Raw genomic sequence first — 26,346 nt, 5'->3', positions numbered from 1 at the left:
CCTACTCCAGGGTGAAGCTTCGCTTGCTCGCCTCGCGCTGCACCACCTGGCCGATGACGCCGTCCAGCGTGTCATCCCCCTTCGTCGCCTGATTCTTGCGCGCCTCCGCCAGGAACTGCTGGCGCTCCTTGCCGAGCTGCTGGATGCGCTGCTGGAGCGCCTCACGCTCCTTCTCCCGGGCCGCGAGCCACGCCTTGCGCCCCGCCGCGTCCAGGTTGCGCATGGGCTCGGGCAGCTCCTCCGCCGCGACGGAGCCCAGGTCCACCTTGTTCTTCTTCACCGCGTCCACCAGGTCCCAGCTCTCGTTGGAATAGTTCCCGGAGCTCTTCGCCATCGCACGCGAAGCCATGTTCGACAGCGACACGCCGCGCGAGAGCTTGTCCTGCGTGGCCTGTCGCTGCTGGCTCTCCTTCGCCTCGGCGCCGCCGTAGACCACGTAGGTGTTGTTCAGCTCGGTGCCCAGCCGGGCGATCTCATCGTCCTGCGGAGCGGCGAGCTCGACGACCCGCTGGTTCTGGTCGATGTTCATGTAGCTGCCGTCGGCGCGCGTGGCCGCATCCTTCCAGTGGTCCGCGATGCCCTGCTCGTAGTCACCGCAGTGGATGGTGTTCACGGTGATGCCCTTCTTGCGCGCGGCGGCCACGGCCTCCCGGTAGTCGACCGGCCCCTGGATGAAGGTCTCGTTGCCGGCGATGAAGATGAGCCGCATCGAGTCCTCCTTCGGGCTCCACTCCAGTTTCCGGGTGGCCTCCTGGATGACCTCGCCACCGTGCTCCGAGCCGCCGGAGGTGCGCAGGGCGAACAGCCGCTCGGAGAGCGCATCCAGGTCCGAGGTGAACGGCGTCACCTGGCGGATCTCGCTCGAGCTCGCGCCGGGGGTGGTGTCGCCGTACGTGTAGAGGGCCAGCTCCAACCGGGGCGCCACGCCGCCACGCTTCGCCTTAACGAAGCGATTCACGATGTTCCACAGCTGGGTGCGCGCCTGGTCCAGGAGCCCGTCCATGCTGCCGCTCGTGTCGAGCAGGAGCGCGATCTGGATGACCGGCGCCGCCTTCGGGTCCACGAACTGGGGCGAGGGAGGCGCCACGGGAGCCGCGGGCACCACCGCGACGGGAGCAGGTGGAGCGACCGGAGGCGTCGCGACAACGGGGGCGGGAGCATTGTCCGTGGACGGCTTGCCCAACAGGAGCGCGGAGACCGCGAGCGCCGCGGCCGAGCCGAGGATGATGGGGAGCTTGAGGGCCGGTTTCATCGTGTGTCCTTTCGTACGGCGGTGCCCTGGTGAGCACGCTTGGGACAGTAACGAGTGAGCCCTGGTGAAAGGTGTAACCGCCCTGTAACCGCGTGCCGCGCTACCCCTCGTCCCAGAGGAAACCCAGCTCCAGTTCGATGGCCTCGAATGGCTCCGCGCGCACCTTGGCCAGCCCCTCATGCTGGGCGACTTTCTGGTACCCCGCGCCCTCCAGTCGCCAGACCTCCAGGGTCCGGACCTTCGGATCGATGAGCCACAGGTGCTTCACGCCTTCACGACCATAGATGGGCTGCTTGGCGAAGCGGTCCAGCCGCGAGGTCGACGGGGAGAGCACCTCGCAGACCCAGTCCGGAACGACGGTGCAGCCGACCCCGCTGGGAATCCCCGGCATCCGCTCGCGCCGCCATCCAGCGAGGTCCGGGACGAGGACGTTTCCGCCGGAGAGATGGAGCTCCGGCTCGAACAAGATGAACCAGCCACCGGGGCCGCCTCTCCCCTTGTCATAGGGACCGCTCAGTTCACCGTTCAGACGCGATGACACCAACGAATGCCGAAGCGCCGGCCTGGGACTGGCATGCAGCACGCCGTCGATGAGCTCCCCGATGACCGTCTCGGGGAGCGCCTCCAGGTCCGCATAGGTGGCCGGTTTCTTCTCCACGGTGCCCTCACTCCGATAAACCCCGACGCCCCACCCCGATTCCATGGTCATGCCCACGAAGTAGCACGGGGGTCTGACGTCCTAGGTCGTCCCTGCCTGAACCTCCCTCCAAGGTTGCATCGCCTGGAACGCGAGCGCAAGCCTCGCCCAGGGCCAGCCTCCCGCGCGCACAGCCCTGCACCCAGCGTTCCCTCGAGGCTCAGGCGCTGCGCAGCATCAAGCGCTCCACGACGGAGCGGACCTCTCGCAGGCGGGACGGGTCCGTCACCGCGACGAAGATGGTGTCGTCACCGGCCACCGTGCCGGCGAGCCCCGGCACCTCCGGCTCGCGGTCCAACGCCAGCGCCAGCACCGGCGCATAGCCGGGGCTCGTCTTCACCACGAGCAGGTTCGGCGGGGCTTCGACGATGCTCACGCGCGGCCGCTCCGGCGTCGCCACCGGCTCCGTCAGCGACGCGCGCTGATAGCGCCCGCCCACCTTCTGCACGCCCAGCTTCTTGAGCCGCCGCGACAGCGTGGACTGGCTCGGCGCCTGCCCCTCCGCCTCCAACAGCTCCTGCAAGACGGCCTGATCGCTGATCTCCCGCTCCGAGATGAGCCGAAGGATTTCGTCGTCCAGGTTCATTCCTTCCACCATGCATGCACGTGAATTTCCATGCAAGGAACCCGCATGAAAGATTGCGGGAACAATACTCTTGCGCGCCGCGTCCTTCTGCATAATATCCGCGCCCCATTCGCGGAAATGCACGCATGAAGGTGCATATTCATCCACCTATGCACCGGTCCAGGCCGGGGAGCGCAGGCCCATGAAGCACGTCACCCACATCAAGGATCTCGGCCCCGCGGGTGTGGAGGCCGTCCTCTCTCAGGCGGAGGCTTGGAAGAAGAAGGCCCCCGGCGCGCTCTTCCCGGGGAGCATCCTGGGCATGGTGTTCTTCAACCCGTCCTTGCGCACGCGCACCTCGTTCGAGGCGGTGATGCTGCGCGGGGGTGGCAACGCCATCATCCTGGACGTGGGCGCGGGCGTGTGGAAGCTCGAGCACCGCGAGGGCGCGGTGATGAACCTGGACCGCGCCGAGCACCTCAAGGAGGCCGCGCCCGTCCTGTCGCGCTTCGTGGACATGCTGGGCGTGCGCACCTTCTCGCAGGGCGGCGGTGACGAGGAGGACGAGGTCGACCCCATCATCAACGCGTTCCGCAAGTGGGCCACCGTCCCCGTGGTCAGCATGGAGTCCGCGCGCGAGCACCCCTGCCAGGGCCTGGCGGACGTGCTCACCCTGCGCGAGACGTTCGGCTCCACGAAGAAGCTGCCGGTGACGCTGACGTGGGCGCCCCACATCAAGCCCCTGCCCAAGGCGGTGCCCAACTCGTTCCTGCTCAGCGCGGCCGCGGCCGGCTGCGAGGTGCGCGTGGCCCACCCGCCCGGCTTCGAGCTGCACCCGGCGGTGCGCGCGGAGGCGGAGGCGTACGCCAAGGCCACCGGCGGCAGCATCACCTACACCCACGAGCAGGACGAGGCGCTCGCCGGCAGCCGCGCCGTCTACGCCAAGTCCTGGGGCCCGACGGCCGCGGCGGCCTTCTCGCCCAACGACGTCACGGCGCTGCTCGCGTCGTACTCCGGCTGGATGCCCACGCTGCGCACCATGTCGCGCGCCGCCAAGGACGCCGCCTTCCTGCACTGCCTCCCCGTGCGTCGCAACGTGGAGGTCGCCGATGAGGTCCTGGACCACTCCAGCAGCCGCGTGGTGGACGAGGCGGGCAACCGCTTCCACGTCCAGCGCGCCCTCCTGCACTGGATGCGCTCGCAGTCCCTCTGAAAAGCGGCGCCCTTCGAGGCGTGCCCGTCACCCTTCTTCCTTTCGAGGTCTCCCGTGCCCTTGTCGCCCGACCCGTACTCCGCGCTTCGCAACGCCGCGCGCTATGTGCAGCAGTTCCGTCGCAAGACGTTCGTCGTGAAGCTCGGCGGCGCCATGCTGAGCGACCCGCGCCTGCGCCGCTCCGCGTGCGAGCAGATCGCCCTGCTGTGGACCTTCTCCATCCGCCCCGTCGTCGTGCACGGCGGCGGCCCGGAGCTGGACACGCTCTGTGACGCCCTCCACCTGCCGGTGGAGAAGGTGGCGGGCCGCCGCGTCACGTCCGCGCCGGTGCTGGACGCGGCGAAGATGGTGCTCGCCGGCAAGCTGCACACGGACCTGCTCGCGGACCTGCAGGCGGCGGGTGTGCCCGCGGTGGGACTGAGCGGCGTGGACGCGGGCCTCATCAAGGCGCGAAAGCGTCCTCCCGTCATGGTGACCGAGCCCGGCGCCACCGAGGGCAAGCTCGTGGACTACGGGCTGGTGGGTGACATCGAGGCGGTGGACACGCGCGTCGTCGAGCACCTGCGCTCGGCCGACTACGTGCCCGTCATCGCGCCCCTCTCCGGCGGCGTGGACGGCGCCGTGTACAACACCAACGCGGACACCGTGGCGGCGGCGCTGTCGGTGGCCCTGTCGGCCGAGAAGCTCTTCTTCCTGGTCCAGGTGCCGGGCCTGCTCAAGGACCTGAACGACCCCACGTCGCTGGTGACGCTGGCGAACCTGACGGACCTGGCGACCATGGAGAACACGGGCGCCATCTCCGGCGGCATGCGTCCCAAGGCGCACGCCATCCGCCACGCGCTCGTGGGCGGGGTGGGCAGCGTGCACCTGGTCAGCGGCGTCGCGCCCAACGCGCTGCTCGAGGAGGTCTTCACCAACGAGGGCAGCGGCACCATGGTCGTCCGCGAGAAGGCGCCCAAGACGGCCGCCGGGAACGCGGGATGAAGACGGCGGAGCTGCTCCAGGCGCTGGTGGCCATCCCCAGCGTGTCGGGTGACGAGCGTCTCATCGCGGACACGGTGTCCGGGTGGGCGGAGGGCTGGGGTGCGCGCGTCCAGCGCAAGGGCCACAACGTGTGGTTCTCCGTGGGCAGCGGCCCCCGGCGCCTGCTCGTCAACTCGCACCTGGACACGGTGAAGCCGTGTGCCGGGTGGACGTACGCGCCCCACGCGCCCGAGTGGCGCGAGGACCGCCTGTACGGCCTGGGCAGCAACGACGCCAAGGGGTGCGTGACGGGGATGCTCGTCGCGGCCCGCACCCTGCTCGCCGAAGGCGCGCCCCAGGGCGGCGAAGTCGTCTTCGCCTTCACCGCCGAGGAGGAGACCGGAGGCCAGGGCCTGGGCACGCTGCTGCCCGAGCTGGGGCCGCTCGACGCCGCGGTGGTGGGCGAGCCGACGAGCCTGAAGCCCTGCACGGCCCAGCGAGGCATGCTGCTCTTGCGCTGCACCGCGCACGGCAAGAGCGCGCACGTGGCGCACGCGCACAAGGCCCAGGCGGTCAACGCCATCCACATGGCGGCCGGGGACATCTCGAAGCTCGCGGAGCTGCGCTTCCCGTCGCATCCGCTGCTGGGTGAGGCGCGGGCGCAGGTGACGCAGATTACCGGGGGCCTGGCGCGCAACCAGGTGCCCGACGCATGTGAGTTCTTCGTGGACCTGCGCACCACGCCGAGCATGGACCACGCGCAGGTGGCGAAGGAGCTGGGCGAGGCGCTCCAGAGCGAGGTGAAGGTGCACTCGGCGCGCTACCTGCCGAAGGCGACGGCGGACCATCAGCCCATCGTCCGCGCGGCGATTGCGGCGTCGGGCGAGGCGCCGGTGGGCTCCAGCACCACGTCCGACTGGGCGTTTCTGGGCGAGCTGCCCGCGGTGAAGGTGGGCCCAGGGGACACGCTGCGAAGCCACCTGGCGGACGAGTACATCACCCGGGCGGAGCTGGAAGCCGGCGCCGCCTTCTACACGCGCCTTCTGCGCGGCTACTTCGAGGAGGTGGCCCGTGGCTGACACCCTGTGGGGCAAGGGCGCCGCGCTCGACGCGGTCATCCACCGTTTCACCGTGGGCGACGACCCCATCGTCGACCTGTCGCTCGCGCCGCACGACGCGCTGGGCAGCGCCGCGCACGCGCGCATGCTGGGCAAGGTGGGGCTCCTGAAGGCCGAGGAGTCCCGCGTGCTCGTGCGCGCGCTCAAGACGCTGCACGACGAGGCCCGCGCGGGCCAGTTCACCATCCGCCCCGAGCAGGAGGACGGCCACACCGCGCTGGAGGCGGCGCTGGTGGAGCGCGTGGGCGAGCCGGGCAAGCGCATCCACCTGGCGCGCTCGCGCAATGACCAGGTGCTGCTCGCGGTGCGCCTGTTCCTGCGCGAGGAGGTGCTCGCGCTCGGCGCGGGCGCCGTGAAGCTCGCCGAGACGTTCCTCGACTTCGCCCAGGCGAACCAGCACGTGGCCCTGCCGGGCTACACGCACCTGCGTCGCGCCATGCCCTCCACCTTCGGCATGTGGGCCATGGCCTTCGCGGAGGGACTGCTCGAGGAGCTGGAGGCGCTGCGCGGCGTGTGGGGCCGGCTGGACAGGTGTCCGCTCGGCGCGGCCGCGGGCTTCGGCGTGCCCCTGCCCATCGACCGTGAATACGTCGCGTCGCTGCTCGGTTTCAGTCGCGTGCAGAGAAGTCCCATCGATGCGCAGAACGGCCGCGGTCGCCACGAGACCGCGGTGCTGACATGGGCCTGCAGCGTGGCGGGCACGCTGGAGAAGTGGCTGTGGGACGTGCAGCTCTACAGCACGGACGAGTTCGGCTTCCTGGGGCTCCCGGACGCCTTCACCACCGGCTCGTCCATCATGCCGCAGAAGAAGAACCCGGACGTGGTGGAGCTGGCGCGCGGCCGGTGCCGCGAGCTGCGGGGGCTGTTGCACCAGGTGGAGGCCGTGGCGAGCGGACTGCCGTCCAGCTACCACCGTGACTTCCAGCTGCTCAAGCGCCCCACCCTGGCGGCGCTGTCCTCCAGCCGCTCGCTCTTGGATGTGCTGTCCCGGCTGGTGCCGGTGCTCCAGGTCAAGGCGGACGCGGCGCTGGCCGCCTGTGACGACACGCTCTACGCGGCCCACCATGCGTACACGCTGGTGGCTGGGGGACAGGCCTTCCGCGACGCGTACCGGCAGGTGGGCCGGGAGCTGGCGGACGGCACGTTCCACCCGGACCGCGAGGCCCTGACGGCCACCCACCTGGGTGGCGCCGGCAACCTGGGACTGGCCCAGGCCCGTGAGGAGCTCGGCGCCCAGCGCGCCTGGCTCGACGACACCCACCGCGCCCTGGCCACGGCGGCCGAGCGCGTCTGGGATGTGTGACGACGATTCCCCGCGAGGAGTGACGACATGAGCAAGAAGAACGTGGTGCTGGCCTTCTCCGGCGGACTCGATACCGCTTTCTGCACGGTGTACCTGCGAGAGCAGGGCTACAACGTCACCACCGTCACGGTGGACACGGGCGGCTTCCCGCCCGAGCAGTTGGCGAACATCGCGGCCCTGTCGGCGAAGCTGGGCGCCGTGGAGCACATCAAGGTGGACGCGCGCGGCACCCTCTTCGAGGGCTACCTGCGCTACCTCATCGCCGGCAACGTGCTGCGCGGCCAGGTCTACCCCCTGAGCGTCTCCGCCGAGCGCGCCTGCCAGGCCGTGGAGGTGGTGCGCGTGGCGCGCGAGAAGGGCGTGCAGGCGCTCGCGCACGGCAGCACCGGCGCCGGCAACGACCAGGTGCGCTTCGACGTGGCGTTCCGCTCGCTGGCGGGCGACCTGGAGCTGCTCACCCCCATCCGCACGCTGGGCCTGAGCCGTCAGCAGGAGCTGTCGTTCCTGGCCGAGCGCGGCATCCACATGCCGCCGAAGCTGGGCTCCTACTCGGTCAACGAGGGCATGTGGGGCACGTCCGTGGGCGGCAGCGAGACGCTCAACTCGTGGAGCGCGCTGCCCGAGGCGGCGTTCCCCTCCGGGGAGATTCCCACGGACCTGAAGCCCCGCACGCTGACGGTGGGCTTCGACAAGGGCGTGCCCACGTCGCTGGACGGCAAGGCGCTGGGCCCGGTGGAGCTGGTGGAGGCGCTCAACGTGCTGGGCCGGCAGTACGGCATCGGCCGCGGCGTGCACCTGGGTGACACCATCCTGGGCATCAAGGGCCGCGTGGGCTTCGAGGCGCCCGCCGCGCACCTGCTCATCACCTCGCACCGCGAGCTGGAGAAGCTGGTGCTGTCGGGCAAGCAGCTCTTCTGGAAGGAGACCGTGGGCAACCTCTACGGCTCGCTGCTCCACGAGGGTCACTTCTTCGACCCGCTCGTGAAGGACCTGGAGGCGTTCCTCACCTCCTCGCAGGAGCGGGTGACGGGCGAGGTGCGGCTGGTGCTGCACCCGCGGACGCTGGTGGTGGAGGGCGTGCGCTCGCCGTACTCGCTGATGGACGCGAAGGTGGCGACGTACGGAGAGGCGAACGTGTTGTGGACGGGCTCGGAGGCCGCTGGCTTCGCCAAGCTGTACGGCGTGGCGCAGATGCTCTCGCACAAGGCGAAGGGAGGCTGACATGAAGGTCTTCGTCGACAAGGTCGGTAGCGTCACCCGCAACCTGGGCCTGGGGCGCACGGTGCACCTGACGCCCGAGGTGAAGGCCGAGGAGGGCGCCGTCGTCGCCGTGCGCATCCACGGCGAGAAGAGCGTCTACAACCAGCTGGAGGACTGCCACGGCCGGCTCGTGACGCTGCACGCGGGCGACATCATGGTGGGCGCCCTGGGGCACCGCAACGCGCTGCACGGCTACGAGGGCGTGGTGCCGGAGTCCGTCACCGTGGGCCAGCGGCTGCATGTGCTGAACATGGGCGGCGTCATCGGCAAGTGCACCTCGCACAACCCCGGCGTGGGCATGCCCTTCGAGGCGGAGGTGCTGGGCCAGGTGCTGGAGTTCCCGGAGCTGTTGTCGCGCAACGGGCAGCCGGCGCACATCTCCTCGGGCGCGCTCAAGGGCACGGGGACGATGGTGAAGTGCCCCGTCGTCTACGTGGTGGGCACGTGCATGAACGCGGGCAAGACGTACGCGGCCAGCGCCATGGTGCGCAAGCTCGCGCAGGCGGGCTACCGCGTGGGCGGCGCGAAGCTCACGGGGGTGTCGCTGATGCGCGACACGCTGAGCATGCAGGACTCCGGCGCGGACGTGGTGATGGACTTCACGGACGCGGGCATCGTGTGCACGGGGCCTCGCACGGCGGCGCGGGTGGCGCGGGTGCTGTTCAGCGAGCTGGCGTCGGCGGACGTGGACGTCATCGTCGCGGAGACGGGCGACGGCATCATGGGTGAGTACGGCGTGCAGGCGATTCTCGCGGACCCGGAGCTCAAGGGCCTGGCGGGCGCGTGGGTGATGTGCGCGAACGACCCGGTGGGCGCGGCCGGCGGCGTGCGGCATCTGAAGGAGACGTACGGCATCGAGGTGGACGTGCTGGCGGGGCCGGCGACGGACAACGCGGTGGGCGTGCGCTTCGTGGAGCAGGTTGTCGGGGTTCCGGCGCGCAACGCCCGCGCGGACGCGGCGGCGCTGGGTGGTCTCATCCTGGAGAAGCTCACGCCGAAGCTGGGCGTGGGGAGGAAGTCATGACGCGGGCACATATCTACATCCTGGGCGCCTCCGGCTTCGGCGGCGGCGAGCTCTTGCGGATTCTCTCCGGCCACCCGGCGGTGGCGGGCATCCGCGTGGTGTCCCGGCACCACGCCGGTGAGCCCATCCACAAGGTGCACCCGCACCTGCGCGGACTGGTGGACGCGAAGTTCGAGGCGGAGCCGGACTGGCGCTGGCTGGCCGACTCGCAGCAGCCCGTCGTCTTCAGTGCGCTGGGCCACGGGGAGCTGGCCACCCAGTTCCTCGGCCTGGAGAAGAAGTGGGCCGAGGTCGGCCTCGCCGAGCGCGTGCTGCTGGTGGACCTGTCCTCTGACTTCCGCCTGGACCACCCGGGCCGCTACGCGGGCGCCTACGGCAAGCCCCACCCCGCGCCGGACCTGCTGGGCACCTTCACGTACGGCCTCACCGAGTGGAAGCGCGAGGCGCTCAAGGGCGCCAAGCGCATCGCCAACCCGGGCTGCTTCGCCACCGCGGTGCAGCTGGCCCTGCTGCCCATCGCGTCCACGCCGGGGCTGGGCCTCTTGGCCGTGTCGGGCGTGACGGGCTCGTCCGGCTCCGGCTCGCTGCCGGGCGAGGGCACGCACCACCCCACCCGCGCGCACGACTTCCGCGCGTACAAGCCGCTCGAGCACCAGCACGAGGCGGAGGTGGAGGTCATGCTGGTGGCCCACGGCGCGCAGCGCCACCGGTTGGCCTTCGTGCCGCACTCGGCGCCCATGGTGCGCGGCATCTTCGCCACCGTGCAGTTCGAGTGGCCCGAGCACGGCGGCGCGGTGGTGACGCAGTCGCTGACGGACAAGTTCCGCCGCTATTACGAGGGCTCGAAGTTCGTGCGCATCGTCGAGGGCACCCCGCGCATCGCCGCCGTCACCGGCAGCAACTTCTGCGACATCTCCGTCGCGACGAAGGGCCGCTCGGTCGCCGTCATGGCCGCGCTGGACAACCTGGTGAAGGGCATGGCCGGCCAGGCCGTGCAGAACTTCAACGTGTCCCTGGGCCTGCCCGAGGACACCGGCCTGCGCCAGGCGGCCTGCTACCCGTGACAGTGCCCGCGCCCGCCCCGAATCCTTCCGGTGGCGGGCGCGACGGCCTCACGACTCAGAGCACGCGGGTGATGGTGAGCTGGGCGACGCCGCCCAGCGAGGACACGCCCGCGGGGTTCATGCACGCCAGGTTCAACAGCGCCGTCGTGTAGGCGATGGTCCAGGTCGCGGTGGCGCCGTAGTACTTCCCGTGCAGCACCGTCCCGGCATACGTCACCACCGTCGTCAGGCCCGCGACGCTGACGTCGACGGACGTGTAGTCGAACCGGGAGAACTCCCCGGTGTTCCAGGTGATGGTGGCCTCACCGGCCCCCGTGGCCAGCGGGTTCGAGCACGTCAGCCCGGTGCGCTCATAGGGCCCCGTCGTCACGTTGCCGTTGAGGACGACCTGTCCCAGCACCGTCAGGCAGTTGCTGAAGGCCGATGAGGTCGTCACGTCGATGTCCCGGGGCGTCATCGTCGCCGCGGGGGAGAACGTCCGCGTGGAGGTCCCCAGCTCACAGATGACGCTCACCGGCTCCGCGGCGAGTACCGCGCCCGCGGGCGCCACCAGCGCCGCACAGAACAGACTCTTCGACAGCCAGACACCCAGACGACGCGTCAGCGTGCTCATGCATGCTCCAGGAATGGGGTTTCGGGTGGACCCGAGGCCCGCGGTCGACCCGGTGCCACTGTCACGCCGCACGCGCGCGCGGACCATTGAACCTGGGGACACGGCGACATCCACCTCCCGCTGCTGCGGGCGCTGTTGCGGGCCGCTTGTCAGGAGTCACCGTGCCACGCAGTCGCGTACGTGGAAGCCTCCAGCCTTCGTCGAAAGTCGTGCGTGCGCTCGCGCGTGAGAATCTTCCGCCAGCACGTCAGGCACTCCATGTGCCCGCGTCCGGGTTGCGCCCTTGCTCCCTGCTCTCGACGAAAGGCCGCGCATGCCCATCGCTGAATGTGCTGGAGGCTGTCCTCGCGTCATCTCGCTCTCGGTGGACCCCGCGGGAAATCCCGTGGCCGCGGCCCAGCCGGAGCACTTCGCCACCCACTACCGACACTGCCCCTCCTGCCGGCGCTTCTGGTGCGAGCGCTGCGTCGGTGAGGCCCTCTCTTGCAGCCGCTGCGAGGGTCCGCTCGAGTCCCCCACCCCGCGCCACGCGCTGGACATCCTCTTCGGCGGACGGATTCCCGAAGGGCTGCTGGCCAGCCTCGACCTCGGGGCCGCGGAGGACGACTCGAAGCGACAGGGAGGGAACTAGCCATGGCTCGCATTGCACGCGCCCTGCTGTTCGGTCGCAATCCCTCCCAGCACGACACCTTCGACGTGGAAGCCGAGGCCGCGGAGGCCCTGGGGTTCGACACGTACCAGGTGGACCTGGCCGCGCTGCTCAACGGCAACGTCGAGCTGGCGCTCGAGGCCGTGCCGCACCAAGGCCCCCTGCGCCTGCTCTACCGGGGCTGGATGCTCACCGAGGAGGAGTACACCTCGCTCGACGAGGCCCTCTCCGAGCGCGGCCACCGGCTCACCACCACGCCCACGCAGTACGCCGCCGCGCTGTACCTGCCCCTCTGGTACCCGCGCCTCGCGCGCTACACCGCGCGCTCCATCTGGACGGAGGGCACGGTGGCCCGCGAGGCCTGGAGCGAAGCGGCCCGCGTGCTCGGCCCTCCGCCGTGGATTCTCAAGGACCACGTGAAGTCCGCGAAGGAGCGCTGGGAGGAGGCCTGCCACGTGCCCGCCGGCGCCACGCTCGAGGACTTCTCGCGCACGTGCGAGAACCTCGTGGAGGAGCGCGGCGAGCGCTTCGAGCGGGGGCTCGTCGTGCGCAAGTACCTGCCCCTCAAGGTCTACGGCCGCACGCCCACCGGCCCCGCCCACCTGGAGTTCCGCCTCTTCTTCGGCCACGGCCGCCTGCTCGCCGCCGAGCCTCAGCATGAGTTCGACGTCGAGGTCCCCGACTTCTCATCCTTCGAGCCGCTGGGACGCCGCATCGACTCACCCTTCTTCACCCTCGACGTCGCCATGCTCCAGGACGGCGGCTGGGCCGTCATCGAGGTGAACGACGGCGGCGTCTCCGGCCTGCCTCCGGGGCTGGACCCTCACGCCCTCTTCGAGCCCCTGCTGGGGACCGGGTAGACAGGCACCCGCCACGCCATCTGCACCTGGGTGCCCCGCCACGCGGGGCATCTGGGTTATGGTCCGTTCCTTTGAAGTTTTGACGTCAAACCAGGCAAGGAACGATGCATTTCGAATTGGCCTTCGTCCTCATCTTCGCAGTCGCGACCGCGGTGGCCATCGCGGCGCGGTATTTCAAGATTCCCTACACGGTGGCCCTGGTGGTGGCGGGGTTGTCGTTGGGCGCGGTGCATCTGTTCGAGCCACCGCACCTCACCAAGGAGCTGCTCTTCGCCATCATCCTGCCGGGCCTCTTGTTCGAGGCGGCGTTCCACCTCGAGTTCCGCAAGTTCTGGAAGAACAAGCTGACCATCCACGCCATGGCGATTCCGGGCGTGGCGGCGTCGGCGGGCCTGACGGCGTTCATCCTGTCGCACTGGGTGGAGGGGATGAACGTGGTGACGGGGTTCGGGATGATTCCGGCGATGGTGTTCGCGTCGGTCATCGTCTCCACGGACCCGATTGCGGTGGTGGGCCTGTTCAAGTCGCTGGGCGCACCCAAGCGGCTGCTCATCCTGGTGGAGGGTGAGAGCCTGCTGAACGACGGCACCGCCGTGGTGCTGTTCACGCTGGTGGTGGCGGTGGCGATGGGCGGCCAGTTCACGGTGGGCGGCGCGGTGATGGACTTCATCAAGGTCGCCGGCATGGGCATGGTGGTGGGCAGCGCGGTGGGCTACGTGGCCGCGCGGGTCATCAAGAAGGTGGATGACGCGATGGTGGAGATCACCTGCACCGTCATCGCGGCGTACGGCTCGTTCGTCATCGCGGAGAACTTCCACTACTCGGGCGTCATCGCGACGGTGGTGGCCGGCATGCTGTGCGGCAACTGGGCCACGCACGAGGGTATGAGCCCCACCACGCGCGTCGCGGTGGAGAGCTTCTGGGAGTACTGGTCCTTCGCGCTCAACTCGGTGGTGTTCCTGCTCATCGGCCTGGAGGTGAACCTCACCTCGCTGCTCGCGTCGTGGAAGCCGATTCTGGCGGCCTACTTCGCGGTCATCGCGGGCCGCGCGGTGGTGGTGTACGGCGTGTCCGCCATCCTGAAGCTCACGTCGGAGCGCATGCCGTGGTCCTGGAGCGCGGTGCTCACGTGGGCCGGCCTGCGCGGCGCCATCTCCATGGTGCTGGTGCTCAGCCTTCCGGCGGACTTCGCGCACCGCGAGCTGCTCGTGAACATGACGTTCGGCGTGGTGGTGCTCTCCATCGTGTTCCAGGGCCTCACCATGGCGCCGCTGTTGCGCAAGCTGCGCATCACGGGCCTCAAGGACGAGTACCAGGAGCAGTACGAGCTGGCGCGCGGTCGACTGGGTGCCATCCACGCGGCGATGGCCGCGCTCGAGGCGATGCGTCGCTCGCGGGAGATTCCCGGCGACGTGGTGAGCCAGGTCGAGAAGGACTACCAGGAGAAGGAGCGCGTGATGGAGGCGGAGCTGGCGCAGCTCAAGCAGCAGTCGATGCGCTTCCACGAGGAGGAGCACCAGGAGGCCATCCGCCGCGTGCTCATCGTCGAGAAGGAGTCGCTGCTCAAGGCGTACCAGTCGGCGACCATCGGCAAGGAGGCCTTCGCGAGGCTCACCGCGGAGCTGGACGAGCGCATCGCCCAGGCCGACGCCGCCGAGGCCCACACCTCCTCGCCCGCCGCACCGTCGACGCCCACGAGCGCCGTCGGGACCTGAGTCGGGCTCCCCGTCACGATGGCCCGGGAGGACCGGGCGTCGTGGCGGGTGAGGAGTCCCCGTTCACGGGAGTCACCGGGACAGGCCTGTCACGCCGTCCCTCGGACAGCCCCGCTTCGAAGGCTGCTCAGGCCTCGGAGGGCTTCTGCGAATCCGAAGCGGCGGGGGCCGAGGATGACAAGGACTGCTCGGGCAGGCGAATCACCTGCCCGGGAAGCCCATCACTGAGGGAACCCACTGTCACGGCGCTCGCCGTCGAGGTACCGAGCGCTTCCACCGCGCTCGGAGCCGTCGCCGCGTCAGACAGAGCGGCCGGCTCCTCGCTCGACGTGGATGCGCTGAGCGCCTCCACCGCGCCTGTGGCCGAGGCATCCGCCGCAACGGGAGTCACCGCGCCAGGCGCGTTCTCCTGCCCGAGGATGGACGCGCCGAGCGAGTCGACCGCGGTGGGAGTCGAGACACCGGAAGTCGCCACTGCGCTCGTGGAAGCGGAGCCCAGCGTCTCGGTGCTCGGAGCGGAGGCAGCTCCCGTCGAAGCGCCCTCCACGGTGGCTGCCGTCGCGGCGCCGGAGGTCCCCTGCGCCTCGCGCTGCTCCAGCCGGGCGCCGCCCTGCTCCGCCGCACGGAGGAACTCGTCGTACTCGGACTTGCGGGCCTCGGACTTCGCCTGCGTCTTCTCCGTCTGCTTCGCCGCCGCGTCCCGGCCGAGCTTCAGCGCACGGGCGCTGAGCACCACGCCGCCCACGAAGGCGAAGACGTTCAGCACCGAGCCCAGGCCGCCCAGCCACAGCGCATCCGCGCCGCCCTGCACGAAGCCCAGCGCGAGGACGAAGGTGGCGCCGGACACCGCCGCGCCCGCCGCCGTCTTCCACGGCCGCAGTTCCATCACCCGGCCCGCGCCGTAGCAGAGCGCCGGCAGCACCGCGAGCACCCACAGGTTCTCCAGCAGCACCGCGACGAGAATCTTGAGCGGCCCGAAGGACAGCGACTGCACCCGCTGACTCAGCCGCAGCGTCAGCGACACACTCAGCGTCGAGCCCGCGACCAGCGCGATGAAACCCAGTCCCACGATGAACTGGAAACGACGGATTCGAACGCGCAACGGCTCGAGGGCACTGGTCTTGGGGCTCACGGCCGGCAGCCTACTCCACTTCAGCCCTCGTCCTCGTCCGCGTCCGCCTCGCCCCCCGCTGAGCGAGGAGGCGGGCCGTCCGCATAGAAGACCTCCTCCAGCACCAGCCCCTGGGGCGGCGCGGTGGGCCCGGCCTTCTTCCGGTCCCGCGAGGCCAGCACCTCGGCCACCCACGCCTCGGACCGACGGCCCTTGCCCACCTCCACCAGCGTCCCGACGAGGTTTCGGACCATGTGCTTCAGGAAGGCCGTCCCCTCCACCACGAAGCTGATGGCCCCACCCGGCTCGCCCTCGACGGACAGCCGGCGCACCTCGCGCACCGCGTGCTTCGCCTGGCAGTCCGACGCCCGGAACGCCGAGTAGTCATGCCGGCCCAGCAGGTGCGCCGACGCCCTCCGCATCGCCTCCACGTCCAGCGGCGCGAACACCTCCCAGTGCGTCGTGCGCAAGAGCGGCGAGCGCGTGCGGCGATTGTTCACCCGGTAACGGTAACGCTTGCCCCGGGACCAGCGCCTCGGGTCGAACCCCTCGGGCGCCTCCACCGCGCTCACCACCGCGACATCCTCGGGCAGGAGGCTGTTGAGGCCCTGCACATAGGCCTTCAGCGGCAGCGCGCGCTCGGTGTCGAAGCAGATGACCTGCCCCGTGGCATGCACGCCCGAATCGGTGCGTCCGGCGGAGCGCACGGACACCTGTTCTCCGAGCAGCCGTCCCAGGGACTCCTCGAGCACGGCCTGGAGGGAGCGGCCATTGGGTTGCACCTGCCAGCCCACGTACCGCGTGCCCTCGTATTCGAGCGTCAGCTTCAACCGAGGCATGTCAGCGGTACTTGAGCCAGGACTCGAGGAGCTCGGCCACCATGCGGCCCGGCTGCACGTTGTTGCGGCGGGCCACGGCCTCCAGCGCCTCCAACTGCTCCACGGTGAGCGGCACGGCCAGCATGCGCGGCTCGGTGCACTCCTCGGGACCACCGGGCGCGAGCGCGGCGATTCCCGGCGGAATCGTCAGGGGCGCGGTGACGGCGGGGGAAGGCTCGGACACGGGCGGCGGAGCGGTGTCCAGCGCGCCGACGACCTCGGACAGCTCCAGCGCCTCCTCGGAGGTGGGCGCGGTGGCCTGGCGCGCGCGCTGGCGGCGCTGCTCCTCCTGGAGCTCCTCCTCGAAGAGCTGCTTGATGAAGTTGGCCAGGTGCAGCGGCGTGGGCGTGAAGTCGTACGCGTCCAGGAACGCGTCCAGGTCCTTCTGCATCTCCGCCGCCGTCTGATAGCGGCGCTCGCGATCCCTCTCGAGCGCCTTCATCAGGATGACCTCGACGCGCTCGGGCAGGTCCTCGCGGAAGTACGAGGGCGCGTAGATCTTCCCCTCGGTGATGCTGCGCATCACGGCGACCTCGGACTCGCCCGTGAAGAGCTTGAAGCCCGTGAGCCACTCGTAGAGCACGACGCCGAGCGAGAACACGTCGCTGCGGCAATCCAGCGCCTTGCCCAGACACTGCTCGGGGCTCATGTAGCTGAGCTTGCCCTTGATTTCGCCCGTGCGCGTCTGGCTGACCTGGTTGGCCGCCTTGGCGATGCCGAAGTCGAGGATCTTCACCGAGCCGTCGAAGGCGACGACGATGTTCTCCGGCGACACGTCCCGGTGAACGATGTTGAGCGGGTTGTCGTAGAGGTCCGCCTTCGTGTGCGCGTGGTGCAGGCCCGCGCAGACGCAGGAGGCGATCTTCACCGCGTAGACCAGCGGGAAGGGGATGCCGAGCGCCTCCGCCTTGGGGACGACGCGGCGCATGTCGCGGCCCGCCACGTACTCCATGGCGATGAAGTAGCTCTCCGCGATCTTGCCCAGGTCGTGGATCTGCACGACGTTGGGGTGGTTGAGCTGGGCGGCGAGCCGGGCCTCGTTGAGGAACATCTTCACGAAGGCCGCGTGCTTGGACAGGTGCGGGCGGATGCGCTTGATGACGACGGGCGACTCGCGTCCGTCCTCACCTTCCTGGTGCGCGAGGAAGATCTCCGCCATCCCTCCGACGGCGATGCGGTCGATGAGCCGGTACTTGCCGAAGCGACCGGTTTCGCGCTGCTGCGGTGCGGCGGGAGACATGGACCCTGCACCTTAACCCGCGCCAGGGCACGTCGCGCTAACGAAGTTGGACGACGTGGACCTTCAAGGCCGGCTCCTGGCCAGGAGGGCTCGGGAAGTCGAGGGAAGAAGGCCCCGTCGAACCCAGCCCCCTCCCCTGTCGCCCGGCCAGGGCGATGCCCTCGGCCACCATCGTCTCGAAGCGCTTCAGGGGCAGGCCCGCATGGTTGCAGCAGGCGACCAGCCGGCCTCCGGGAGCGACGACGCGAGCGGCGGCCTCGGCCAGTCGGGCGTAGTCGCGCGCCGCGGAGAAGCGGGCCTCCTTCGTGTTCGAGAAGGACGGAGGGTCCGCGATGACGAGGTCGAACGTCTCGCCCTTCTTCGCCAATCGCTTGAGCCAGTCGAAGACGTCCCCGGCCACATAGTCATAGCGGTCCGCGGACTGTCCGTTGAGGCGCGCGTTCTCCTCGCCCCACTCGAGCACGCGGCGGCTTGCGTCCACGTTGAGCGCCCGCTTCGCGCCGGCCGCGGTGGCGACGACGCCGAACGCGCAGGTGTACGAGAAGAGGTTGAGCACGGTGAGGCCGCGCGCTTCCTTCAGGAGCCACGCGCGGGTGTCCCGCATGTCCAGGTACAGGCCGACGGAGAGTCCCTGACCAGGGCGGATGAGGAAGGACAGGCCGTTCTCGAGTGCCGTCAGGGACTCGACGGGCTCACCGCGCGCGGCGCTCTCCGGGGCGAGCGTCTCCTTCGCGACGTTGGCCAGGACGCGTGCCTCGCGGGGGCGACGCTTGAGATAGAGGCTCGTCGGGGCCCACGCGGCCATGGCGGCGTCGAGGAGGGCCTCTTCTTCCGAGGTGGAGAGGTCGCGGTAGAGGCTGGCGACGTAGAGTCCACCGAAGCGGTCGACGGTGACGTCGGGGACGCCATCCGCCTCGCCATTCAGGACGCGGAAGGCGGTGGTGCGAGGGTCATCGAGCAGGGGGCCGCGCCGGGCCTGCGCGGTCCGCAGTGTGTCCACGAGGGTGGGCATGGGCCCTCCCTGTATCAGCTTCCCAGCCGCGCGCGGGACCAGACGCGCTCGAGCGCCTCGGTGGCGGCGAGGGACAGGTCCACGTAGTCGGTGCCGAGCAGCTGTCCCTCCCGCACGCGGACGCGGCCATCGACGATGGTCCACGCGACGGGAGAGCGGGCGAGCTGTCCGATGAGATAGGGCGAGTAGCCCGTCTCGGGATCGGCGGCGGGAATCGAGTCGTAGACGACGAGGTCGGCGAGGCTGCCCTCCTCGACGGTGCCCGAGGGAAGACCGAACAGGCGCGTGCACAGCTCCGCGGGGCCGCTGACGAGCAGGTGCGCGAGCGTGCTGTCCACGTCGGGCAGGTGCCCCGCGCGGGAGATGCGCAGCACGCCGACGAGGGCCGCGAGCAGTTCATCCTGGAGCGTCCCGTGGCCGCCGGTGCCCAGGCCGAGCAGGTGCAGGCGCAGGAGGATGGCCTCCATCGGGTCCGTGCCACGCTCGAGGGTGCGCACGCCCCGCGCCGCGAGGGACACGAAGGTCTCGGTCTGCTCCAGGCGGGTGGCCTCGGCGCTGTCCAGGGCGCGGGCGTAGCCGGCGATGGCGCGGGGGCCGAGCAGCCCGAGCGAGTCGAGCCGGGGCACCACGCGCTGACCATGTCGTGCGTAGGTGGTGCTGAGGTCGTCCTCGTTCTCGGCGAGGTGGAAGACGGTGGGGACGTCGAGCTCCGCGCTCAGGCGGGAGATGCGCGACAGGAGCGCGTCCTCGCAGGTGTACGAGGCGTGGAAGCCGAGCGCGCCGCGCACGAGGCGGTGCTTCGCATGACGGCGGGCGAAGTCCGCGTTGGCGTCGAGCCACGCATCCGCTTGGGAGGCGCCGTCCATGCTGTGGGTGGCATGGCTGGTGACCAGCCGCAGGCCGACGCTCTCGGCGGCGCGGGCCTGGGCGGCGAGCCCCCCGGCGACATCGGAGCAGGCGAGGTGCTCGACGACCAGGGTGACGCCATCTCGCAGGGCGCGCGCGGCGGCGAAGCGCGTGAGGGCCTCCACGTCCTCGGTGGACACGAGGCGGGCCACGCGGCGCATGCGCTCCAGTCGCTCGCGAGGCGGCAGGAGGAGGAACTGGCCATTGGGCGGCAACAACTGCCCGTTGACGAGGTGCGAGTGGCTGTCGACCAGGCCCGGAGCAACGAGGCGCCCGCGACAGGCAACCTCCCAGTCACCCGGCAACACCGGCACCTGCGCGTCGGGAGCGACGCGACGGATGACGCCACCTTCGACCACCACGGCCATGCCACGGCGGACCCGACCATCCGCTCGGAACACAGCGCAGTTCTTCAGCAGCAGGCGACCTTCCATGTCCGGCATCTGTCATAGCATGGGGCCAGGAGGACGGGAGCGGAGTAAATCCGGGAATCCCGGGCCACCAACGCGGACTTGCCCTCGCCCAATAGTCGATGGCAGGCCCTGGATGGGAGTAGCGCATTTCCGTGACTCTCCCGCATTTCGTGCGGACAGTGGTTCCAGATAGTGAGCAGCACTCAACAACGCAGTAGGTCGAAGTTGGAGTTTCACCGGTCTCGTTGAGAATGAGCCGGTGGTCATTCCATGCACCACCCTGGCCCTGATGCGGCAGCAGAGGGGGCAAGGCCCTCCACTGTCACTCGTTCACTTCGTAGCGCATCACGCCGGCTTGCCTCCCTACGGAGGACAAACCGGCAGCCGTGCATCCAACAGACAGGGCCTAGCTGCGATGCTCATCGGCCCTCGAAAGTGTTCGGTTCTCGGGGCTGATACGACTCGGATCCTATTGCACCACCGAGTTCATTCTTCGTATCGGACGGCGGCTGTTTTCCTACCAAAGCAATTCAACCTTGGCTTTCATCATTTTCATGAATTTCGAGAACTCTCGCGATGAAGCGAACTGCAACTTATTACACGAGACCTCCGCGCCACTTTCAAGAATCTCATTCCACTCGGCTTTGCCGGTTAGCGAGGGCAGCACGTCAACAACGGCTCGAACGCCGCGAAACTCAATATCAGCATCTATCTTGCTTCGTCGAACGTGAAGCCGACCAATACTGGCTGCCTTTCGTTTGGCTGCGGCCGCGTTCACCGCCTTAACGAGAACGATGTTTTCCCAGACATCCACGGCTACCCGTTTGGCACGTACCTTCGGTACGATCACCAAGACGATGTGGGCCGAAAACCACTTCTCTTGCGCACGCTTAGCCACGATGACCTCGACAGTACTCCTTCCATGCAGCGTGATACTCCCGCGCTAGGCTCGAATTCCGTGCACGCCGCGCCTCTTTCTCTCTCTCCTTGAGGTATTTGCAGAGGTCAGTTCCCTTTGGGAGTATACCGATCTCTTCACGGATTGGGGTTGTCGTTACGCGGCCCTTGCCGCCCTTGCCCATCTCGCACACATTCGGTGGAGTTGATGGATTGTTGGGAGGAGCATCTGGAACCGGAGGGTCATCCCAGGGCCAGTGGAGATCACCCAGACACTGCGTCCCAATGCAGTAGACGCCGCCAGCAATCAAACCAGTCGCAACTGCGGCTTCCCCAAGGGCCAATCCAATCCCGACAGGAATGACGAGCGGATTTCGTCCATTCAAATCCACCTTGTTGATGGAGTTGTTCTGTGCGTAGGCGTACGTGGGCAGTGATTCTCCCCGCTGGGCGTACATCGCTACGACGTCTGGGTTCTGAAGGACCGGCTCTGCCTGGAGGTATCCACCTATCGATGGATTATAGAAACGATTCCAATTTTCAGCGAATCCCGTTTCGTCATCGTGGTACTGACCCGGGAAACGCAGCGGAATCCAGAAGGGCTGCGCTCCAGACTGGTACCGCTGATACTCGTACCCCTCCAGCACCACGCCCTGGTAGCCCGACGCGGCCGCCCCGCTCGCTGCAAAACGCACTTCCACCCGCCCATTCGCCGGCTGCACCCACGGCGTCACGACATTCCCCTTCCTCACCTCCGAGGTGGAATGCAGGCTCGCCGTCGTGTCCACATCCACCAAGCTGACGCTGGCCGCACCACTCTGCGTATCCACCAGGTGGTACAGCGCACGCATCCTCACCACCTCCACTCCCGCACTCACCGGCTGCGTCAGCGTCCCCAGACTCACGCTGCTTCCGCTCGTGTACGGGTGCGCCGTCTCCGCCACTTGCGACACCCGGTTGACGTGCCCAAACGGGTCATAGTCCGCGGCCCCCGCCACTCGCCTCGAGGCGTCCAGCATCACCACCGGCTTGTCGAGGTGGTCCACCACCGGGAAGTACACCCCACACGCAACCGCCTCCTCGTTGCGCGTGCAGCTGCCCACCCCGTCCGCCTGGCGCGCCCACGCGCTGCTGAATTTCGCGCGGATGACGGCCACCGACTTGCCTCCCAGCCATACATAGTCGTCCGTCGTGTAGTGCCCCACCGCCGTCGCGAAGCCGTCACTCCCCCGGTCCGTCAGCAGCTTGTGCCCGTAGCTGTTGAAGTACTCGTCCTTCGTCCCTCCGGGGTACGCCTTTAGTCGCCTCCGCCCCTGCGCGTCGTAGAAGTAGTTGTAGATGAGTCCATTGCGATTGACGGCCCGGAAGACGGTGTCCGTCGCGACGCCAGTCTGCGCGCCCTCGTCGACGCCATACTCGAACCCTTGCACATACACCGGCGTCCCACTCACCCCAGGCGCCCACCGCTGCGACGTCACCCGCCCGTCCGCGTCATGCGCCAGCGCATACCTCAGCAGACTCCCTGATGCCGTCTTCCCCCACTCCGCCAGCCTGTCCACCGCTGGCGCCGACGCCATTGTGTACGCATACGCCGTCCCGTCCGCGGACATGCTGGTGCGGTTGCCTCGACTGTCGTACCCGTAGCTCCGACTCGTGTACGCACCTCCCGTCGCCGCCACATTCCCCGTCGGCCTCCCCGCCGTCACCAGCCTCAGGCTCCTGTCGTACCCGTAGGTTTCGACTCGTGGCGTCGTCGCACCCAGCACGCACGTGTCCACCTGCGACACCTGGTCCCCACTCCACGTGTACGTCCGCTTGTAGATGTCGCCACTCCCCGCCCCTGGCGTCAGCGTCCCCGTCGACACCCGCAGCGCCCTCAGCCTTCCCGTCAAATCCCCACCCGACACACTCGGCGCAGACGCGGGGCACGCCGTGGGCACCTCCCCGGCACTGCCTCCCAGCATGTACTCCACCGCGCTGCTGTTGCTCGTCGTCGGGTGATTCACCTGGTAGCCCCTCAGCTGCCCATAGGGCTCCCAGACGACGCCTTGAATGAGTCGCGTGTCCGTGAAGCCCGAGCTGCCCCACAGCCTCACGTCCACCGCCTGCACCCTGTCCGCCGCCGCCCCCGTCCCGTACACGTACTTCACCACCCGGCCATGCGGGTAGGTGACGACGTCCACATTCCCGTTGGCCGTGTACGTGTAGAAGGTGTGCGGCTTGTCATTCAGGCCCGCCGAGGCGCACCCCGTCTGCCCCTCGCGCAGTCTCACCTCGCCAGCCAGTCGGCCGTGCGCGTCGTACTGGTACCAAGTGCGCCCGAAGGAGTCGTGCTGGTAGCGCAGCCGCCCCCCCGTATTCGCAGGCTGCGGGCAATCCACCGGCGGTGTGCTCGTCGCATCCCCCGTGTCCGTCACGTCGTATGAGAGGACGAAGAGGTTTTGCACCGCCGGCGTACTGGACGAGGAGATGAAGTGGCGCTTGCGCCTCAGCAGCCGGCCCACCGCGTCGTACTCCTGCGACACCCTCTCCCCGTGCGCTTGCATCTCTGGGGACGCCTTCTCCACCAGCAGCCCCAGCGCGTTGTATGCGTACCGCGTCGTCCCTGCCCCTCCCACTCCGTCCTGAGTGTGCGGCAGCTTCGCCCATACCAGGTTGCCGAAGTCGTCATGGGCATACTCGCTGGCGGGGCTTTCCGCTGTGCAACTCCCGCACTCATTCCCCGTGCCCACCGCGCACCCCTGCCGCACCGCCGTCACGTTGCTTTGCACGTCGTACGAGAAGCACGTGCGCTGACTCACCCCCGTGGAAGGGAATTCGTCCAGCTTCGCCAACCTGTCCAACCTGTCGTACCCCAGCGAAGCGCAGAGAGTCGACACGGGCTGCCCCGCGCTGTCCGGCCCTCCGCACACCGCGGGCGCCGCATTCGAGGCAAAGCCCACCCCCGTCAGGTTTCCATTCGCGTCAAACAGACGCGTGGCAGCAACCGGCGACGGCAGGTTGCCCAACCCCTGGTAGGTGGGGTTTCGGCGCGCGTCCGCCGCGAATGTCACCACCCGCCGCGTCTCCGCCGCGCTGCCCGTCCACGAGAGGTACGTCTCCGTCTTCACCGTCTCGTCCGGCCAGTACGCGTACTCCACCTTCTCCGTCCAACTCGCCCCATTCGCGTCCGCCCCCTTCGCCCTCCACTGCAGCAGGTATGTCGGCGTCCCTCCCACGCACCCCATCCCCGTCGTCGTCCCCGTCCGGTAGCAGAAGACGTCGTAGTTGCCCTGCGGGTGCTGAATCGCCTTCAGCCTCCCGTTGTCGTAGCTCACCTGCGTCGTCGTCGTCACGCTCCCCGCAACCACACTCTGCCGCGTCAACTGACTCTGGTTGTACTGACGCTCCACCACCACCCCGTTGAAGTCCTGCACTCGCGTCGCATTGCCGTAAACGTCGTAGTCCAGGTACTGCGTCTCCAATGACGTCGCCCCTCCGCACCCACCCGGCAGCACCGACTTCTTCTTCAACTGGTTGCGCTTGTGCCCCGTCTCCGTCGTCGCCCAGTACTCGTACTTCACGACGGGGAATACCGTCCCCACCGGGCAACCCGTAATCGTCGCCACGTCCGCCGTCTCATCCACGAAGCATGGGCCGTGCGTCTCCAACTCCCGCCCCTGAGCATCCGCCGTGCCCACCCCTCCGCACTGCGGCGCTCCGTAATGGAAGAGGCCCACCCGCTTCTTCACCACCTGCCACGCCCCCGCGGTGTTGTTCCACACCTGCGTCCACCCCGTCCGGAACTCCGCTTTCAGCCGGTTCGTCGCCGTGTCGTAGACGAATTGCGTCTGCGCCACCCCACCACCCGGCGCCAGCACGCTCGGTACCTCCAGCCTCTCCAAAAGCCTCTCGTACGCCGGCGCCGCGCGCCCCGTGCTACCCAGCGTGTACTTCAAATCCGTCTGCGCCAACGCCCCCGTCCCACTTGAGTCCTGCGCCCCCTCCACCAGCCTCGTCAGCGACTTCATGTGCTGAATCGGCACCCCAGCGTCCCCCTCGATCATTCCCGCGTCCGGCACCGCCGCGTGCGTGTACAACTCCCACGCATTGCGCCGGTCCTTGTGTGCCTTCGGCATCGCCGGAATAGTCGACGTGTCCCCGGGAGCCAGCGGGCACTCGTACTCCCACTTCTGAATCCCACCCACGAAGCCGGGGCAGGACGTCCCGTCGCATCGCTCCTCCATCGAGTTCAGCCGCCACGTCTGGTGCTGGTAGTGCGCCGGCGCCGACACGAAGCGCGACGTCATCGTCGTCGCCCCATTCGCCCCCGTCCCCAACCCCGCCTTCGAGTCCACGAATTCTCGCGTCGGACGCGTCCCTCCGTGCACCAGCGTGCACGCATCCGCCACCCCGGGGTTGCTGCTCGTCACGTCGTTGATGGTGAAGTCGTGCCCCTCCCCCTCGTCCCGCGTCGCCACCGTCCCGTTGTAGTAGTAGCTGTGTCGACTCGTCAGCGCTCCGCCCTCCTTGCGCTCGAACGTCGTCGTCGCATTCCCTGAAACGGGGTACGTGTACTCGATGCTCCGCCCCGTCTGCGGGTAGTCCACCTTCACCAGGAAATTCGACGCAGGCTTGTACTGGTACTGCACCAGCGTCTTCTCCGTCGCACCACCGTCCTCCTGCGACTCCACGTTGATGTGGTCCAGCACGCACTCCGTACGCCCTCGCGTATTCACCAGCCGCTGGTAGTAGAAGCGCAGCACCGTCCCGTCTCGCGTCGTCACCGTGTTGATGTACGGCACTCCGGGCGTCGACCCCGCGCCTCCCACCGGGCACAGCGTGTCCGGCGTCGTCCCTCCCGACGTCACCGGCACCGCGTACGTCACCACCGCGCGCGGAATCTCCGTTGCCCCCGTCGGAGCGTACTCCGTGTCGAAGATGCGCGTGAGGAAGTAGTGCCGCGCCCCCGTCCCGTCCGGGTGCACGTACACCGCCTCATGCTCGTACCTCCCGCTCTCCTCCCGGTAATAGACGAACTTCTGCGGCCACGTCCCTACCGTCGCCACGTCCTGCCACAACCGGTCCGCCGCATTCTTGTTGTTATCGTTGACGTACCACCGCCCAGACACCGCCGCCTTGCTGCTCAACTGGTACGTATTCCGAAACCCGTCCACGTCCCGGATTTCCGCCTCTGCTCCCGACGCGGACCACTTGTAGACGGCGCTGTAGAAGTTGTGCCACCAGTTGAGGCTTCCCCCATTCCGGTGCTCTCCAAACGGCCGCGCGAGGTAGTTGTTGCTTGTGCTCGGCAGGAACCCCTCCGAGAAACGTGAGTACGCATACGAGCGCGCCGGCGACACGTACATCCGGATGAACGGCAGGCTCCCCTGGCTCAGCTTCAGCTCGAAGTCCTGCTCCCGCAGGTACGAGTACCCGTCCGACACATTCACCGGGTCCCCATGGAAACCGGGCGCCTCAATCTTCGGCATCGGCGGCGGCCCATTCCCACCTCCACCTCCTCCTCCCCCACCTCCGCTAGGATTGCCTTGCGAATCCTGGCATCGCGGAATGACGTCCTGCGGGCAGAACTGCGCCAACGCCAGCGCCGGCA

General features: G+C 68.7%; 21 protein-coding genes. 10 read left to right on the top strand and 11 right to left on the bottom strand.

The features are described from left to right. Position 1: 1 nt before the first annotated feature. The 3 genes from K8625_RS23805 to K8625_RS23795 form a co-directional block, all read right to left on the bottom strand. Positions 2–1,252: a VWA domain-containing protein gene (locus tag K8625_RS23805; protein WP_223784007.1), complete on the bottom strand. Its 1,251-nt coding sequence runs from the start codon at positions 1,250–1,252 to the stop codon at positions 2–4. A 100-nt stretch (positions 1,253–1,352) separates the two neighbouring features. After that, complete coding sequence (locus tag K8625_RS23800; protein WP_223784006.1) at positions 1,353–1,910, bottom strand: Uma2 family endonuclease; 558 nt, start codon at positions 1,908–1,910, stop codon at positions 1,353–1,355. Positions 1,911–2,109: 199 nt separating this feature from the next. After that, positions 2,110–2,547 (bottom strand): arginine repressor, encoded by a 438-nt coding sequence (locus tag K8625_RS23795; RefSeq protein WP_082165339.1) that lies wholly within the window; start codon positions 2,545–2,547, stop codon positions 2,110–2,112. 169 nt (positions 2,548–2,716) lie between these two features. Here K8625_RS23795 and K8625_RS23790 point away from each other — a divergent pair, with 169 nt between their 5' ends. Genes K8625_RS23790 through argC form a run of 7 tightly spaced genes read left to right on the top strand, consistent with a single transcriptional unit; the run spans position 2,717 to position 10,459 of the window. Next, positions 2,717–3,727 (top strand): N-acetylornithine carbamoyltransferase, encoded by a 1,011-nt coding sequence (locus K8625_RS23790; protein ID WP_046715156.1) that lies wholly within the window; start codon positions 2,717–2,719, stop codon positions 3,725–3,727. 54 nt (positions 3,728–3,781) lie between these two features. Continuing rightward, positions 3,782–4,711 (top strand): acetylglutamate kinase, encoded by a 930-nt coding sequence (gene argB / locus K8625_RS23785; protein WP_141323719.1) that lies wholly within the window; start codon positions 3,782–3,784, stop codon positions 4,709–4,711. Continuing rightward, complete coding sequence (locus tag K8625_RS23780) at positions 4,708–5,769, top strand: M20/M25/M40 family metallo-hydrolase (protein ID WP_223784005.1); 1,062 nt, start codon at positions 4,708–4,710, stop codon at positions 5,767–5,769. Before argB ends, K8625_RS23780 begins: the two co-directional genes overlap by 4 nt. Then, positions 5,762–7,111 carry an argininosuccinate lyase gene (gene argH, locus K8625_RS23775; protein ID WP_223784004.1) on the top strand — a complete coding sequence of 450 codons (1,350 nt, stop codon included), beginning with the start codon at positions 5,762–5,764 and terminating at the stop codon, positions 7,109–7,111. The genes K8625_RS23780 and argH overlap by 8 nt, the downstream gene beginning before the upstream one ends. A 27-nt stretch (positions 7,112–7,138) precedes the next feature. Beyond that, positions 7,139–8,332: an argininosuccinate synthase gene (gene argG / locus K8625_RS23770; RefSeq protein WP_223784003.1), complete on the top strand. Its 1,194-nt coding sequence runs from the start codon at positions 7,139–7,141 to the stop codon at positions 8,330–8,332. A gap of 1 nt (position 8,333) precedes the next feature. Continuing rightward, a complete protein-coding gene (locus K8625_RS23765) occupies positions 8,334–9,395 on the top strand; it encodes a hypothetical protein (protein ID WP_223784002.1) in 1,062 nt (353 codons plus the stop codon). Further along, positions 9,392–10,459 carry an N-acetyl-gamma-glutamyl-phosphate reductase gene (gene argC / locus K8625_RS23760; RefSeq protein WP_046715162.1) on the top strand — a complete coding sequence of 356 codons (1,068 nt, stop codon included), beginning with the start codon at positions 9,392–9,394 and terminating at the stop codon, positions 10,457–10,459. Before K8625_RS23765 ends, argC begins: the two co-directional genes overlap by 4 nt. Before the next feature lie 55 nt (positions 10,460–10,514). On the opposite strand, the gene K8625_RS23755 is transcribed toward argC, so the two are convergent. Then, positions 10,515–11,072 (bottom strand): hypothetical protein, encoded by a 558-nt coding sequence (locus K8625_RS23755; RefSeq protein ID WP_223745529.1) that lies wholly within the window; start codon positions 11,070–11,072, stop codon positions 10,515–10,517. A 313-nt stretch (positions 11,073–11,385) separates the two neighbouring features. Between K8625_RS23755 and K8625_RS23750 the strand changes: the two genes are divergently transcribed. The 3 genes from K8625_RS23750 (at position 11,386) to K8625_RS23740 (ending at position 14,296) form a co-directional block, all read left to right on the top strand. Beyond that, positions 11,386–11,703: a hypothetical protein gene (locus K8625_RS23750; protein ID WP_223784001.1), complete on the top strand. Its 318-nt coding sequence runs from the start codon at positions 11,386–11,388 to the stop codon at positions 11,701–11,703. A 2-nt stretch (positions 11,704–11,705) separates the two neighbouring features. Then, the gene (locus tag K8625_RS23745) at positions 11,706–12,581 is read left to right on the top strand and encodes an ATP-grasp domain-containing protein (protein ID WP_223784000.1); all 876 of its coding nucleotides are present in this window, start codon (positions 11,706–11,708) and stop codon (positions 12,579–12,581) included. A 104-nt stretch (positions 12,582–12,685) separates the two neighbouring features. Continuing rightward, positions 12,686–14,296 (top strand): Na+/H+ antiporter, encoded by a 1,611-nt coding sequence (locus tag K8625_RS23740; protein WP_223745526.1) that lies wholly within the window; start codon positions 12,686–12,688, stop codon positions 14,294–14,296. 127 nt (positions 14,297–14,423) lie between these two features. Here K8625_RS23740 and K8625_RS23735 read toward each other — a convergent pair whose 3' ends face one another. From K8625_RS23735 to K8625_RS23705, 7 genes are all read right to left on the bottom strand, one after another. After that, positions 14,424–15,428 (bottom strand): hypothetical protein, encoded by a 1,005-nt coding sequence (locus K8625_RS23735; protein WP_223783999.1) that lies wholly within the window; start codon positions 15,426–15,428, stop codon positions 14,424–14,426. 20 nt (positions 15,429–15,448) lie between these two features. Then, the gene (gene truA, locus K8625_RS23730) at positions 15,449–16,246 is read right to left on the bottom strand and encodes a tRNA pseudouridine(38-40) synthase TruA (RefSeq protein WP_141323710.1); all 798 of its coding nucleotides are present in this window, start codon (positions 16,244–16,246) and stop codon (positions 15,449–15,451) included. Between the two features lies 1 nt (position 16,247). Then, positions 16,248–17,525: a serine/threonine-protein kinase gene (locus K8625_RS23725; RefSeq protein WP_223783998.1), complete on the bottom strand. Its 1,278-nt coding sequence runs from the start codon at positions 17,523–17,525 to the stop codon at positions 16,248–16,250. 37 nt (positions 17,526–17,562) lie between these two features. Beyond that, complete coding sequence (locus tag K8625_RS23720; RefSeq protein WP_223783997.1) at positions 17,563–18,537, bottom strand: class I SAM-dependent rRNA methyltransferase; 975 nt, start codon at positions 18,535–18,537, stop codon at positions 17,563–17,565. 14 nt (positions 18,538–18,551) lie between these two features. Continuing rightward, positions 18,552–19,877: an amidohydrolase family protein gene (locus K8625_RS23715; protein ID WP_223783996.1), complete on the bottom strand. Its 1,326-nt coding sequence runs from the start codon at positions 19,875–19,877 to the stop codon at positions 18,552–18,554. A gap of 496 nt (positions 19,878–20,373) precedes the next feature. Further along, positions 20,374–20,754, bottom strand: coding sequence for a hypothetical protein (locus K8625_RS23710; protein ID WP_223783995.1), 381 nt, complete (start codon positions 20,752–20,754; stop codon positions 20,374–20,376). Further along, positions 20,747–26,224: an RHS repeat protein gene (locus tag K8625_RS23705; protein ID WP_223783994.1), complete on the bottom strand. Its 5,478-nt coding sequence runs from the start codon at positions 26,222–26,224 to the stop codon at positions 20,747–20,749. The genes K8625_RS23710 and K8625_RS23705 overlap by 8 nt, the downstream gene beginning before the upstream one ends. Positions 26,225–26,346 lie beyond the last annotated feature (122 nt).

Source organism: Myxococcus sp. AS-1-15 (assembly GCF_020037055.1).
In the GTDB taxonomy this organism is placed as follows: Bacteria; Myxococcota; Myxococcia; order Myxococcales; family Myxococcaceae; genus Myxococcus; species Myxococcus fulvus.
This window is presented reverse-complemented; position numbering and strand designations above follow the sequence as displayed.

What these genes read in the sequence shown, in the direction of transcription:
- K8625_RS23805 (WP_223784007.1), bottom strand. Translation starts at nt 1,252, where the DNA reads ATGAAACCGGCCCTCAAGCTCCCCATCATCCTCGGCTCGGCCGCGGCG.
- K8625_RS23795 (WP_082165339.1), bottom strand. Translation starts at nt 2,547, where the DNA reads ATGGTGGAAGGAATGAACCTGGACGACGAAATCCTTCGGCTCATCTCG.
- K8625_RS23790 (WP_046715156.1), top strand. Translation starts at nt 2,717, where the DNA reads ATGAAGCACGTCACCCACATCAAGGATCTCGGCCCCGCGGGTGTGGAG.
- K8625_RS23780 (WP_223784005.1), top strand. Translation starts at nt 4,708, where the DNA reads ATGAAGACGGCGGAGCTGCTCCAGGCGCTGGTGGCCATCCCCAGCGTG.
- argG (WP_223784003.1), top strand. Translation starts at nt 7,139, where the DNA reads ATGAGCAAGAAGAACGTGGTGCTGGCCTTCTCCGGCGGACTCGATACC.
- K8625_RS23765 (WP_223784002.1), top strand. Translation starts at nt 8,334, where the DNA reads ATGAAGGTCTTCGTCGACAAGGTCGGTAGCGTCACCCGCAACCTGGGC.
- argC (WP_046715162.1), top strand. Translation starts at nt 9,392, where the DNA reads ATGACGCGGGCACATATCTACATCCTGGGCGCCTCCGGCTTCGGCGGC.
- K8625_RS23755 (WP_223745529.1), bottom strand. Translation starts at nt 11,072, where the DNA reads ATGAGCACGCTGACGCGTCGTCTGGGTGTCTGGCTGTCGAAGAGTCTG.
- K8625_RS23750 (WP_223784001.1), top strand. Translation starts at nt 11,386, where the DNA reads ATGCCCATCGCTGAATGTGCTGGAGGCTGTCCTCGCGTCATCTCGCTC.
- K8625_RS23745 (WP_223784000.1), top strand. Translation starts at nt 11,706, where the DNA reads ATGGCTCGCATTGCACGCGCCCTGCTGTTCGGTCGCAATCCCTCCCAG.
- K8625_RS23740 (WP_223745526.1), top strand. Translation starts at nt 12,686, where the DNA reads ATGCATTTCGAATTGGCCTTCGTCCTCATCTTCGCAGTCGCGACCGCG.
- truA (WP_141323710.1), bottom strand. Translation starts at nt 16,246, where the DNA reads ATGCCTCGGTTGAAGCTGACGCTCGAATACGAGGGCACGCGGTACGTG.
- K8625_RS23725 (WP_223783998.1), bottom strand. Translation starts at nt 17,525, where the DNA reads ATGTCTCCCGCCGCACCGCAGCAGCGCGAAACCGGTCGCTTCGGCAAG.
- K8625_RS23720 (WP_223783997.1), bottom strand. Translation starts at nt 18,537, where the DNA reads ATGCCCACCCTCGTGGACACACTGCGGACCGCGCAGGCCCGGCGCGGC.
- K8625_RS23715 (WP_223783996.1), bottom strand. Translation starts at nt 19,877, where the DNA reads ATGGAAGGTCGCCTGCTGCTGAAGAACTGCGCTGTGTTCCGAGCGGAT.
- K8625_RS23705 (WP_223783994.1), bottom strand. Translation starts at nt 26,224, where the DNA reads ATGCCGAAGATTGAGGCGCCCGGTTTCCATGGGGACCCGGTGAATGTG.